Origin of the sequence: Nocardia aurantia, assembly GCF_009604425.1 — a bacterium.
GTDB lineage: Bacteria > Actinomycetota > Actinomycetes > Mycobacteriales > Mycobacteriaceae > Nocardia > Nocardia aurantia.
Genome location: NZ_WEGI01000001.1, coordinates 688,919 through 701,325 on the forward strand (window position 1 = coordinate 688,919; position 12,407 = coordinate 701,325).

Below are 12,407 nucleotides of genomic sequence, written 5' to 3' on the forward strand. Positions count from 1 at the left end.
CATGCTAACCGCGTTCCTCGCGGATCGCCTTGACTATCGCGGCGATCCGCGAATTGATCAGGCCCTTCGTTCGGTCGGCATCCGCGGTCACGGCCACGGTCGGATTCTCGTCGGCGACCACATAGCGGCCGTCGTCGTCCAGATCGCGCCATCGCAGCAGGTATTGCATCGTGCCGCGCGGTCCGAATGCCGAACGCCCCTGGACGATGTAGATCTCTCCGACACTGCCGGCGGCGGTGGACCCGAAGTTTAGGGATGGACGGCCCATCGAATCGGGGGAGTCGTCCAGAACGGCCGACCGGCCGAACTCGTAGTCGAACTCCTCGTCGCCCTTGGTTTTCAACACGATCTGCTCGCGTCTACCACCCTCGGCGAAAGGGATGGCTGCCACAGCCTGGTCCGCGAGGGTCAGCGGATCACATTCCGCGATTACGTAACCTCCACTGTACCAATAAGAGTGGCCCGGCAGCTGCGTGACCACGTATCCCTTCGCCCCGCGCCTGGTCGCCAGCACTCTGAGCTTGGTCTCCGACGCGAGCGGCTCCCGGGCGTTCCATCCGTAGATCAGCAGATACAGATCGGGATTGTGGACCGCTTCGAGAACGTTCCGTATCTCCCGGTCCCCGTTCGAATTCAAACGCGACCTCGTCGCGTGCAGTTCCGCGTCGAACTCGTCGGCCGAGCCGCTTTCCGAAGTGAACAGGAAAGGCTCCGGCAGGGCGTCTTTCGCGAAGTCCTGCCACAGCACGTAGAACTCCATCGGCGAGAACCGCCACCGATTCGTCACTTCTCCACCACCGGCCGCACCGCACCCGGTGCATCGCCCAGTGCCTCATCGAGATTCTCGGTTGTCTTGAGGTATTCCGGCCGCTTGTGCTCCTTGTTCTGCTGCCCGTGCCCGCCGCCGTGCGCGCCCGGGCTCATGCCCGGCGCCCCGGCACTCGTGGCGGCGGAGGAAGCCAGACCGGCGCGTCCGGTCGTGGCGGAGTCCGTGGTCGCGGCAGCAGCGCGGGGGAAGAGGCGCTGGGTGGCGGCGCTGTTTCTCGGACCTTCGGCCGCGGATCCCGCGCCTAGACCCGCTCGCCCCGACCCGGCGCCACCGCCGGCCGCGCCACCACCGGCACCGATGCCGGACTTACCCAATTCGTCAGCGGCTGTATTGGGCAGGCCGGCGGCGAGAGCGGCGGCCTGAGTCGATTGCTGAGCGGCTTGTTGCAGCGCCTGCTGTGCCGTCTGGGCGGCGGTCTGCAGACCCTGCTGGATTGCCGATGCTCCCTGCTGCGCCACCTGTGAACCTTGCTGTGCCGCCTGCTGCAACGCTTGTGCGCCTTGTTGCAGCATGCTCTGCAACTGCTGGGACTGGTCGGGCTGTTGTGTTTGTGGTTCGGTGACGGGCTGCTGGTCGGCCGCCGGATCGCCGGGTTGGTCGACTTTCGGCGCGCCGTCGAGGCCGGGGCCACCACCGAGAGACCCGGGATCCAGCGCTGCCTTCTGATCCCCCGACCCCGAACCCGACAGCGCCGAAACCGGCGATACCGGGGCAGTGGGCGGAGCCACGGGGGGAGCGACCGGTGGCACCACCGGATTCGGCTGTGAGGGGACCAGCGACGAAGTATTTCCCCCTTGCGGAAGTGGCATCACGGGAATCGCCGCACTCGCCGATTGCGCGCCCTCCACATACCATTCGGTCCATTTTGTCCGGTACGCGTTGAGCATGCTGTCCAACAGCTTGGGTGTGTAACCGACCTCGGCAGCCTTCTGCTCGAAGGAAACTTCGGGAAGATATTCTTGCAGTTTCGTGAGCCAGCCGACCGAGTCCGTCAGATTGTCGCTGATGATCTGCATAGCGCGGGTGAGGGATTCCAGCTCATTTCTGACATATCGCCCGATCGCTTCGCGGGCGGCTGTGCTCGAATCGCCGTGCCAATATTCGTTGTTGTTCAGGATGGCGGTCGCTTTTTCCTGGAATATGGCTCTTCCGGTGTGCAGGACGTTGACGAAGCCGAGCCAGTCCTGCGCTGCCTGTTGAATCTTGCCGATCTCGCCCGACATGACCTTGTAATGATTGAAGAAATCGTTCCAGACCAGGTCGCTACTTCTTTCGAGGTTGACCGGCGACCCGTCGGGAACCACTCCGATCGCACGCATCTCGTTTGCGAGTTGCTCCAACTCGGGCAGGCCCTTGAGTTTGTCATCGAAGTCCGGCAGGTACGAAAGTTTGCCGTTCGAAACTTCCAGAGCTCCGCTGTCGGGCTGGTGAAAGGGTGCGGCGTTCGGGGACTTGGAGTCGACCCAGCGCGGAACATGCACGCTTCCCGGCGTGAACGACTCACCGGCCGGAAGTGAGTTGGACCGCATCTTGGTGAATACGTCTGCGCTCTGGTCCTCCGTCTCGTACAAGACTTTTCCGGCCCAGATGAACGTCTGTGCCAAGTTCTCGAGGATGGCCAGATGTTGGGCGACGACACCATCGCGGAGTTGGGATGCGGCATGCCTGAACTTTTCGCCGAGCTGATGCCCGGACGGCACCGGGCTGAAGTCAGGAGTGGCCAGCACGTGATCGAGGTTTCTGGTGACCTGGTCGAAAGACTCCGTGAAATCGACACAATAACCGGCCATCTTCGTTGCGGCCGCGTTGTCGAAGACGACATCTCGAATGGACGACCAACCGTCCTCTATCCCACCCATGGAAATTTCCCCTCCGGATCCAATTTTTCAATCGAGACGGTGTATTCGGCCAACCGCCGGTGGCGCTCAGGTTCGCTCACGGCCCGATCACCGTCAGCGAGTCGGCTCCCAATGCGTACAAGGTGTGCGATGCCGTATCGACGGCAAGTTGCAGACTTTCGATCATGGTGCGACCCGCCGGTATTCTGGTGACGATCGCGGCGGAAGAGGTGTCGAGTACCAGGACGAGGCCCCCGGCGGACGGAGTTCCTATACAATCTCCGATGAACTCCGCATCGATCGACGGATCGAATACAATGCTGCCGGACCCGGATCCTGCGGCAATGATTTTCGTCGCGGCTCGGCCCCTGATGTCGACGATACTCAGAGACAAATGATATCCAGGATCGGTGGGCTCGCCGCGGCCGGGTGCGGAAAGAACGTGAAGGGTGCCATTCGTGGGTTCGACAGCCATCTGATAAACGGTGCCGGCGAATGGAATGCTCGAGCCGTCCGCCTGTCCGTTCCGGGCCATCGGAACGATGTTGTGGCCGCTCAGCGCGAATAGTCTGTGGCTCCCGGAATCGACTGCCAGCCTGGTGATCTGATAGCTCGTCGGCGTGTTCGAAACGATCGCATGCGTGGAAGTGTCCACCGCCACAATCGTCGCCGGGCCGCCGACTCCCCTGACCACATCTTCCACGGCGCAGTAGAGCACATGATCGGCCGCGTCGAGCGACATGGTGGTCAGCCAATGGCCCAGAGGTATCGTCGCGACTATCGTGTTCGATCGAGTATCGATCGTCTCGAGTGCGCTGTCGCTTTCGCCCGTGCTCACACCGACGAAGATCAAGGAATTGGCCCGATCGGCGACCAGTCCCAGAATGCGCTTGCCGACGGTGATCACTGTCGAAACCTTCTCGGTCGTCGGGTCGACCACCCAGATGGTTCGGTCGTCGCCTGCGATATAGACGCCTTGATCGGCCAGCGCGATGTAGTTGGGGTTGTTGCCGATCGGCAGGGTCGATCGCGCGGCCAACTTGGCGAGCGCCGAATCGGATTGTCCCCGCTCGCTCGAAAACCACGCGGCTGCGGCCGCCGCGCCGGCCACCAGCGCCAGCGCGATCACACAGCCGATGACGATCAGAGGTGTACGCCGGCGGGGCTTCCGAGGATCCTGCCATGGCGACCGCACATGTGCCTGTGGCGCGGATCGGATCCGGGGAGGCCGCTGCTCCCGCCCCCGGTCCGGGTCTCTGGAGTGCTCGGTAGGCCGAACTTCATCGGGCGCTCGAAGGATTTCGGCTACCGAAGTGACCAGCGCACCGCGGGCGGCTGCCCCCGGCTCGTCCGCTGTTACGGCCGGGCACAGCTCTCGCACAGCGCGTTGTACCGCAGGTATGAACGTGCAACCACCGGCCAGATGAATTACTCCGATATCGCCGGCATGCGTTGCTCCTGCGGATAGCAACGTGGCCCTCGCGAAGTCGACCGCGCGTGCGACGTCCGCGAGAATGATCGACTCGAATTGCTCTCGGGTAAGCCCGATCTCCCGGCGCGAATCTGCGAAGACGAGACCGATTGTTGCCGGCGCGTCGGTCGACAATGCCTCCTTGGCGGCATGGGCCGACGCCATCAGATCTCGGAACTCGTCTCCATTCCGATCGGTAAGGCGCGTAACGACTTCAGGCGCGGATTCGGCGAATTGTGTTTCCGCCCAACGTCTGATCGCATCATCGAACCCGCGGCCGTTGATCTCACCGGTACTCTGTGCAGCCGACGATCTCGGGTATCCGTACTCGTCGACCGTGAACACCGCTACATCGAGGCTTCCCGCACCGAGATCGAACACCGCGGCGCGGGTGCCGGACGGAGCTCGATCGAGCGAACGATGCAGTTGCAGGACCGCACGGGCGGAGTCGATCGTCCGGATCAGCTCGGGAGAATAGCCGAGAATACGCGCCGACTCGGCCAGAAGTGTGATCTGCGCCGGCTGCCAGAAAGGCGGGTGAACCAGCACGATACCTTCGGGCCGTTCTCCGCCCGCGTCGAGTTGTGCGCGACGCGTCACATAGCCGAGGACCGCGGCGAGCAGGGAAACGACCGATACATCGCCGTGGACCGTCCGCACGGTCGTGTGCCCCATGGTTATCCACCGGCCCGGTGCGGCGATCAACCCCTGCGGATCTGTCAGGCCCGAGAGCTGCGCGTCTTCGCCGACGACTATCTGCGCGGGGGACCGGACATGGACAACCGATGGCAGCCGGCTCGAGCCGGAGTCCGTGAGGGCGAGCAAACGTGGCGGGCCTCCCCCACTATCGGAACGACCTGCCACGATGTTTTCGGTGCCGATGTCGACACTCAACCAATAGCGCTGGCTCATGTGTGGTTTCTCCGCATCATCGCCCTGGCAGGACCAGCACCTTGTCGAAATCGCAGGCGACATAGACGGCGGCTGATCCGCCACTCGAAGCCAGGCCGTGGCAGGCGGCGTCGGCGCCGATCTCGATCGTATCGACAACGGATCGTTTCGATGTGTCCAGTACTGCTATCGACTCGTTCTCCGCGGTGCCACGGGTGGCATATGCGAGATGTTTGGTCTGATCGACGATGACGGCCTCGGTGAGGGAGCCGGGATTCGGTACGGTTGCTACCGATCCGGCCGTGGATGTATCGATGAAATAAATGACGTCCTTGGCGGTGGCGAGGACCATTTTGTCCGTGACATCGACTGCGACATCGAACGCTCCGTTCGGTAACGCGATATTACTGGATACCGTGGTGGTATCCAGATTTACGAGCACCAGGCCCGCGGTGGGCGTCGCTTTCGATGGTTCCAGATAGTCGCCGGCGATATATGCGATTCGACTCTGGGGATCGAGTGCGATTTTCGACGCGTTGTAGCCGATCGGGACAGCGGACTTCACGGTGAGGGATTGGGCGTCTATCACCATCAGTTTGCTGGAGGCGTTCGGTTGATTGTCGCCGGATCTCGTATTGGCGACGTACACGTTGTGGTTCGCCGGGTCGACGGCTACTGCTCGTGACGCCAGGCCCGTCGGAATCTGTGTGACGACACGATTGGTGATCGTGTCGATGACGGATAGAAGCGACTTCTGGTTCTCCGGCGGGACCGATTTTCCCCACCCGACGCTGTAAACCCGGTGAAGCGCAGGATCGATCGCGATGCCGACTGGTCCCTCGGACACCGAAACGGTGGCCGTGACTGTGCGTGTTCTACCGTCTATGACGGAGACCGTATTGTCATGCCGATTGTTCACATAGATGTTGCCGGACGTGGGGTCCACCGCGATTTCGTTGTAGTCGTCGGACATTCCGACCCGAATCGTCTGAAATCGGCCGGTACCGTCGTCGATCGCTTCCTTCTTGCCGTGCGACGAGAGGTAGACGGCGGATGCGGCAACCACCGCCAGCAGTGTCAGGGCGGCGCCGACCCAGGCCGTTGCGGTCACCGCACGCCGCCGTGGTCGTCGCTGCGCTGATCGCGGCGGGTGGCCCGACGTGCCCTGGCGGTCCGGTGCGATCGGCGGATCGACCGTCGATGATCCGTTGGCCGCGGTCGACGGCCCGACCACCGCCCCTACGGCGGCTGTGGATTCCGGCTCGTCGGAGACCGTGAGCGGCGCGATCTCTGCGAGCAGGGAACGCAGTGACGGTGTCGCGGACAGTTCGCCGGCCGGGTACAGGGTCACCAGTTCCGATTCGCCGCTGATACCGGCTTGTTCGATGGTGGCGGCGGTGAATCGGGCGATCCGTGAGGCGTCGACCGGTGCACCGCCGAATTGCGAATCTCGTTGCGATGTGACGGTGTGCAGTACACCGTTCGCCGCGGCGACGAGGACGGTCACCTCGACCCCGTCGTCGCCGGCGTCGACCACTACCAGGCGAGAACCCGAGGCGATGCGACCGTGGCCGTGGACGACTGCCGCGGGCTCGGGGATGATCCGGATTCGGTCGGGTGTGAATCCGATCTGCCGCGCTGCCCCGACGAGAATCGAAATGCGGCCGGGATCCCAGGATTGAGGGTGCGTGAGAACCAGGCCGGTCGGCGCGCCGCCGGCGCCGCGTGCGCGCCGCATCACCTCGAACAGGACTGCCGCAATGACATTCGTTGCGGGCACCGAGATCCCGTTCGGAAAACGAAAGTCATTCTGCCCCAGTGCAATCCATCGTCTCGGCTGGATGATCAGGCCGGGATGCGCGGTATGCAGGCGAGCTGCGGCCGAATCACCCGCGTGAATCACCGAATTCGATTCGACCACCACTGCGGACGACATCGACGATCCGTGGTCCGACAAACGGACGGGTTGTGGTTCGCCGTAGTCGTCGACCAGGACCGCGGTTACCGAGTCGACACCGAGGACGATTCCAAGCCGGCCCGGTGTTGCCACCCCCTGCATGCAGACCCCCTTCTTTCTGGTGCGGCGCCAATAGTACTGCGACCCGGTCGGTTCGGTGTGCGGGCCGTGTGGACGCACGGCCGGGGAAGAGCGTGCCCGCAGCCGAATACCGCTGGCGCACATGAGCCGTGGGTGCTATACCTGTTGTGCTACACAGGAGGGGAGTTAGAAGCATGGGTGATCCAGATCCGCCGGGCGAGGACTGCGCCGGTGAAGACTCGGATCGATGGCCTACATACACCGCTGCCTCGGTGACCGGTTCGATCGTGGTGCGGACCACGGAACAGGGTCTGCCGCTGGGGATTCGGATCGAGGCGTCCGAGTTGTACGGCAAGGATCCGATGCAGTTGGCCGGTGAGGTGCTTCGGTTGTGTCAGCGGTCCGCCAATCGGGCGGGGCTCGCTCGGCGGAAGCAGTTGGAGGCGGCCGGGATCGGTGCTGCGAGTCTCGCGCACAGTGGGCTGCCTACGGAGGCCGAGCTGGCTCGGCAGGAGATCGTCGAGGAGCAGGACTACGACACGGAGCCGCAGAGCTGGCTTCGGTCGATCTGACGTATCGAGGGGTGGGCAATGATCGAATCGATGGACGACCTGGAGGGTCTGGTTCGTCGGCAGTTGTATCGGATGCAGGGGTTCTCGGAGGATGTGGCGCGTGTGCGGGCGCGCGAGGTCTCCGAGGACGGTGCCATCGCGGTCGAGGTCGACGGTAACGGGGCTTTACGGAATCTCGAGTTCTCGGGTGACATTTCGCGTATGTCGCCGGAGGAGTTCGAGCGGGTCCTCGTGGATACCGCGAATGCGGCTGCGCAGCAGGCTTTTGCTCGCCTCTCCGAGTTGATCACCGACTTCAACGGCGAGCGCTCGGAGCAGGTCGGCGGATAAGCCGTCGATTCGCGAAGAGATTCTGGCGCAACCACTTTCATTTCTGTAACGTCATACGATCGACACTTCCGGGAGGGAAATCCAATGGGCGATCTGAAAGCAGATCCCGCGGCCATTGCGGCATTCGGTAGTCAGCACGCCGGGATGGCGGGGCAGGTGGCGGGTTCCGCCGCGGCGGATGTCGTGGGGTCGCTGGCCGCCGCGGTGCCGGTGTTCGGGCTGATCGGGCAGGACTTCCTGGCCGCGTTCGCGCAGGCGCAGTTCAGCTTCCTGCAGTCCAGTGCCGAGATCGCCGCTGTGCACGCCGGTATCGCCACGGGCGCGCTCGAGGGTGCGGCCTCGTACACGGGTACCGAACTCGGCAACGCGAATTCGTTCGTCTCGAGTATCGCCGGCCTGTTGTGACCACTCCGGCCGTGGGGGCGGTGGGCGGCCACCTCGATCCGACGGTGCTGGATGTGCTGCGCGGCAGTCCGATCGGGCCCATGCTGGATCGTCCGGTGTCGGATATGTTGCGGGATGCGGGATTACCGCAACTGCCGGCCATGCCGCAGTTGCCGCCGCTGCCGCAGTTGCCGCCGCTGCCCAGCATCGATCCCTCGGCGCTGATCCAGCCGGCGCTGCAACTGTTGCAGGCCTTCGGATCCGGCAAACTCGGTGGCGGGGGCCTGGATCCGACGCAGTTGCTGTCGTCGGTCGCGAACGCGCTGATGTCGACGGCGACGCAGGGGGCGCACGCGAACGCCGCGGTCGCGCCGAACTGGAACAGCGACGCCTCCGACAAGGCGCAGCACAAGAGCGATCAGGCGCAGCAGGACAGCGTGAAGGTCGCCGATCAGGGACAGCAGCAGAAGGGGATCCTGTTGCAGGCGCAGCAGGTGGTGGCGGAGGGAGCCGCCGAACTCACGGCCGTGATCCAGAAGTTCATCGCCGAAGTGGTTGCGGGCGGGGTCTTCCTGTTCACGCCGGTGGGGATCCCGTTGCTGATGGGGATGGCGACCGAGGCCGTCGGGGAGGCGACCACGATCGCGGCCAAGACCCGTGGCGAACTGACCGTGCAGACGGCGCAGATGGCCGCGGCCGGGATGAAGATCTTCATCGACGGCGTGCCCGACCTCGGTGAGGTCTCCGGCCTGGCCTCGCAGGCGGTGAATCTCGTGCAGCCGTATCTGGAGCAGGGCGCGCAGGCCGCCACACAGGTCGCGTCGGTCGGCGAACAGGCGGTGAGTCAGGCGGTCTCGGCGGGGCAGCAGGCGATCAGTCAAGGCGCGCAGGCATTGTCGAGCGCGGCGAGTTCGGCCCTCGGACCGGCGGAGCAGGCGTTGAGCGGGGCGTCGACCCAGGCGGTCTCGGCCGCCGAGAACGCGGCGCAGCTCGGTAGCGCCGCCGCCGGCGAGACGGCCGGTGGTGGCGTGGCGGGCATCGGCGGGATGCCGCTGGGCGGGACGGGTGGTGGCGGCGGTGGCTGGCAGGGCGGTGGCCCGCGGGCCGGGTTGCCCTCGCTGGGGCAGCCGCACGCACCGCGCACCGGCCAGACCGAGGAAACCGAGACCGAGACAACGACAACCACGACGACGACCGCGGCTCCCGGCATGATGCCCGGCGCCGGCCTGGCCGGGGCCGCGCGCCCGGGCGAGGGTGGATCCAACGACGAACACCGCCCGAATCTCGTCACCAGCGCTCACGGCGACGAGGTCGTGGGCACGATCGAGGGGGTCTCGCTGCCGGTGGTCGGCGCGGCCGAACCGATGCCCGAGCCACCGCCCGACAAAGAGCTCACGCTCTGAATTTCCGCTAGGAACAGGAGAATTGCCATGGTCACGAGCGATTTCGGCGGCGTGCAGTTCGATCCGGCCGCCGCGGCGAACGCGGCGGCACAGCTGGACGGGCTGGCCGGCCGGTTGGCCGGAGACCTGCAGAACGAGCAGATGAAGCTGACGGCCGCACCGGCCGGGGCCGACGAGGTGTCGGTGCGGGCGGCGCAGACCCTCGACGCCGTCGCGGAGTCCTTCCGCAACAGCGCCGACGCCGGTGTGCTCGAGGTACGCAAGCTGGCCGCCACGCTGCGGGTGCAGTCGAGCCGGCTCGGACAGCTGGACACCGACAACGCCGCCGATTTCGGTGGCGCCGCGACGGTCTGATCGAGGTTCGAGATGGTGGTGGAGCCGATGGCACCGGGATTCACCGGGCAGGTATGGGAAGCCAAACCGCCCGAGCAACTGGCGCGCGACCTCGTGACCGGCGCCGGTGCGGCGCCGACCGCGGAGGCCGGGCTCGCCTGGGCCCGGCTCGGCGCCGGCTTCGCCGCGGCGGCAATTGATTACGAGCACATTCTCGGTCTCATCGACTCCGCCTGGCAGTCGCAGGCGAGTCGCGATGTGCTGGAACGGATTCGAGCGCTGCGTAACTGGCTGGCGGAGGCGGCCGCGGCCGCCGCGGCCAACGCGGCACAGGCCGAGGCGCACGCCGCCGCCTACGAGATCGCCCGGCTGGCCATGCCGGATGCCGGTGAGGTCGAGGCGATCCACTCGATGCAGCAGAACCTCGAACAGGTCGGTACCGCGCTGGGCGCGCCGATGCTCGGCGCCCTCGCGCAGCTCGACGGGCAGGCCGATGCGGCGAAAGCCGTTGCGGCCCGGGTGATGCGCACCTACGAGGCGGCCACCGAACCGCTCGCGACGCCGTGGGAACACCAGGCCCCACCGGTCGTGGTGTCCGACGCGGCGCTCGCGGCCGAGAGCGGTACGGCGGTCGCGACCCCGGAGGCCGCGCCGGTGTCGCTGCCCACCGGTTACCCGGGGCTCGGGACCATCGACTTCGCTCCGGTCCTGACCTCGTACCGTTCTCGCAACGTCAACCGGGTCACGTCCGAGTCGACCGTGGAAAAGGTGACCACGCAACAGGTTTCGGTGCAGCCGATCGGATCGATGCCGATGGCGCCGCCGCCGCCGGTCACCGCCCCGCCGCAGTCCCGGCAGCATTTCCCGCGGGCCGCGCTTCCCGGCGAATCCGCCGCTGCCGCAGCGGAACTCGAGATGGACACCGGAATGCAGGCCGCGCCCGCGGTGCTCGGTGGTCTCGACCCCACGGCACAACGGGTTCCGACCGGCATCGAGGTCGTCAGCGCGCAGAGCGGACGGGCCGAGACGCCGGCCACGGCCGGGCAGGCCGCACCGGAGCGGGCCACCGAGGCCCGCCCCGCGGCGGGGGAGGCGCCCGCATGACCACGGTGACCAACGACGGCCTGCTGGCGCTGGCGGCCCATCTCGGCGTGCAGACCCTGCCGCTGGTGCTGGCGGCGTCGCCGCGGCACGAGCGGTACGACGACTGGGCCGCCGCCCAGGACGAGGCGCTGGCCGGGTTGCGGGCCGATCGCCTCATCGACCGGCACGGTGACGTCGAACCCGGGATCGCCACCGCGCTGTTCGTGCTGGCGCAGCCGGATCGTGAGCTCGTCGCCCGAATCATCGCCGACGACAAGCAGATTCGGATCTGCCTGGCGCGGCGTGGGGCCGAGCACGCGCTCGCGGTGCGCCGCGGCGACAGCTACGACCTCCGCACGGTGTGGGCCGACGGTTCCAGCGAGTCGCTGGCCCGGCCGATCCTCGACGTGCTGGGTCCGGCGCCGGCCGCCGAGGTGGTGAACGTCAGCGCCCCGGCCACGGAATTCCGGGACCGGCTCGACGGCGCCGGCTCGTCCGCCGACTACGCCGACGCCGTCTACGGGCTCGGTGTCGCCGACCGGGACGCCACCGCGTACGGGCTGGCGCTCGAAACCTGCCACCGGTACACGGAACTGGTGGCTTACGCGCACGCCGACGGCGTGCTGGACCGATCGCCGGGGGCCGTCGTCGTGTACGACACGGCGCGCGGCCGGATCGTCGCCACGCCCGGGGTCGCCGCGGATCAGCAGGTCTGGTCGACGCTGGCACCGGGTACCGATCGCCGGATCGGGGATGCGATTCGGGGGCTGATCGAGTCGCTGCCGGGGGGGAGGTGGCCGGCGGATCAGTCCGACGTGCACGACGTGAATCGATGAACATCGGGGGGTGCCGCTTTCGAAACGCACTTTCCGGCAACCGAAATCCACAGTGAAAGGTGAACGGCACAATGGCCGGTAATGTAAAGGCTGATTCCGCTGCCGCTGGTAAAGCGGAGCAGGGAATGGCGGCGGCAGTGGACAACATGCGTGCCACGCTGAAGCAGATCGATGGTGAGGTCACCGCCGCGGCCGGTTGGTCCGGCGATGCCCGCGACGCGTTCAATGCGGCCGCGGCCGAATGGGGCGCCGCCTCGGTGAAGATCAACGGTCTGCTCGATCGGATCACCCAGCAGGTGGGCCACGGTACCAAGCAGTACCTGAGCGCGGAGGCCGACAACCACACGGAATTCCAGCACCTGAGCGGTCTGTCCTGATCGCCTCGGACAATCCATCGGC

The 12,407-nt window shown here is 66.1% G+C and carries 12 protein-coding genes; 8 read left to right on the forward strand and 4 right to left on the reverse strand.

Annotated elements, in window-relative coordinates; translation table 11 throughout:
- Positions 1-4: 4 nt before the first annotated feature.
- The 4 genes from NRB56_RS02790 to NRB56_RS40000 all read right to left on the reverse strand — a co-directional run bounded on the left by NRB56_RS02790 (position 5) and on the right by NRB56_RS40000 (position 6,953).
- Positions 5-787: an ESX secretion-associated protein EspG gene (locus NRB56_RS02790; RefSeq protein ID WP_153338844.1), complete on the reverse strand. Its 783-nt coding sequence runs from the start codon at positions 785-787 to the stop codon at positions 5-7.
- Positions 784-2,688: a hypothetical protein gene (locus NRB56_RS02795; RefSeq protein WP_153338845.1), complete on the reverse strand. Its 1,905-nt coding sequence runs from the start codon at positions 2,686-2,688 to the stop codon at positions 784-786. The genes NRB56_RS02790 and NRB56_RS02795 overlap by 4 nt, the downstream gene beginning before the upstream one ends.
- Before the next feature lie 76 nt (positions 2,689-2,764).
- Positions 2,765-5,050 (reverse strand): Hsp70 family protein, encoded by a 2,286-nt coding sequence (locus tag NRB56_RS02800; RefSeq protein WP_194290700.1) that lies wholly within the window; start codon positions 5,048-5,050, stop codon positions 2,765-2,767.
- A 16-nt stretch (positions 5,051-5,066) separates the two neighbouring features.
- Positions 5,067-6,953, reverse strand: coding sequence for a hypothetical protein (locus NRB56_RS40000; RefSeq protein WP_153338847.1), 1,887 nt, complete (start codon positions 6,951-6,953; stop codon positions 5,067-5,069).
- 386 nt (positions 6,954-7,339) lie between these two features.
- Here NRB56_RS40000 and NRB56_RS02810 point away from each other — a divergent pair, with 386 nt between their 5' ends.
- From NRB56_RS02810 to NRB56_RS02845, 8 genes are all read left to right on the forward strand, one after another.
- Positions 7,340-7,639 carry a hypothetical protein gene (locus NRB56_RS02810; protein WP_319942456.1) on the forward strand — a complete coding sequence of 100 codons (300 nt, stop codon included), beginning with the start codon at positions 7,340-7,342 and terminating at the stop codon, positions 7,637-7,639.
- A gap of 30 nt (positions 7,640-7,669) precedes the next feature.
- Entirely contained in the window at positions 7,670-7,969 is a 300-nt protein-coding gene (locus tag NRB56_RS02815) for a YbaB/EbfC family nucleoid-associated protein (protein WP_227837075.1), read from the forward strand.
- Between the two features lie 84 nt (positions 7,970-8,053).
- Complete coding sequence (locus NRB56_RS02820) at positions 8,054-8,374, forward strand: type VII secretion target (RefSeq protein ID WP_153338850.1); 321 nt, start codon at positions 8,054-8,056, stop codon at positions 8,372-8,374.
- A complete protein-coding gene (locus NRB56_RS02825; protein WP_153338851.1) occupies positions 8,371-9,756 on the forward strand; it encodes a hypothetical protein in 1,386 nt (461 codons plus the stop codon). The genes NRB56_RS02820 and NRB56_RS02825 overlap by 4 nt, the downstream gene beginning before the upstream one ends.
- A 27-nt stretch (positions 9,757-9,783) precedes the next feature.
- The gene (locus tag NRB56_RS02830; protein WP_153338852.1) at positions 9,784-10,110 is read left to right on the forward strand and encodes a PE domain-containing protein; all 327 of its coding nucleotides are present in this window, start codon (positions 9,784-9,786) and stop codon (positions 10,108-10,110) included.
- Positions 10,111-10,122: 12 nt separating this feature from the next.
- Positions 10,123-11,193, forward strand: a complete 1,071-nt coding sequence (locus NRB56_RS02835; protein WP_153338853.1) for a PPE domain-containing protein — start codon at positions 10,123-10,125, stop codon at positions 11,191-11,193.
- Positions 11,190-12,008, forward strand: a complete 819-nt coding sequence (locus NRB56_RS02840; protein ID WP_153338854.1) for an ESX secretion-associated protein EspG — start codon at positions 11,190-11,192, stop codon at positions 12,006-12,008. The genes NRB56_RS02835 and NRB56_RS02840 overlap by 4 nt, the downstream gene beginning before the upstream one ends.
- A gap of 71 nt (positions 12,009-12,079) precedes the next feature.
- On the forward strand, positions 12,080-12,385 hold the full coding sequence (locus NRB56_RS02845; protein WP_227837141.1) for a WXG100 family type VII secretion target: 306 nt from the start codon (positions 12,080-12,082) through the stop codon (positions 12,383-12,385).
- The last annotated feature ends 22 nt before the right edge of the window (positions 12,386-12,407 follow it).

What these genes read in the sequence shown, in the direction of transcription:
- NRB56_RS02800 (WP_194290700.1), bottom strand. Translation starts at nt 5,050, where the DNA reads ATGAGCCAGCGCTATTGGTTGAGTGTCGACATCGGCACCGAAAACATC.
- NRB56_RS02840 (WP_153338854.1), top strand. Translation starts at nt 11,190, where the DNA reads ATGACCACGGTGACCAACGACGGCCTGCTGGCGCTGGCGGCCCATCTC.
- NRB56_RS02795 (WP_153338845.1), bottom strand. Translation starts at nt 2,688, where the DNA reads ATGGGTGGGATAGAGGACGGTTGGTCGTCCATTCGAGATGTCGTCTTC.
- NRB56_RS02820 (WP_153338850.1), top strand. Translation starts at nt 8,054, where the DNA reads ATGGGCGATCTGAAAGCAGATCCCGCGGCCATTGCGGCATTCGGTAGT.
- NRB56_RS02815 (WP_227837075.1), top strand. Translation starts at nt 7,670, where the DNA reads ATGGACGACCTGGAGGGTCTGGTTCGTCGGCAGTTGTATCGGATGCAG.
- NRB56_RS02845 (WP_227837141.1), top strand. Translation starts at nt 12,080, where the DNA reads ATGGCCGGTAATGTAAAGGCTGATTCCGCTGCCGCTGGTAAAGCGGAG.
- NRB56_RS02830 (WP_153338852.1), top strand. Translation starts at nt 9,784, where the DNA reads ATGGTCACGAGCGATTTCGGCGGCGTGCAGTTCGATCCGGCCGCCGCG.
- NRB56_RS02835 (WP_153338853.1), top strand. Translation starts at nt 10,123, where the DNA reads ATGGTGGTGGAGCCGATGGCACCGGGATTCACCGGGCAGGTATGGGAA.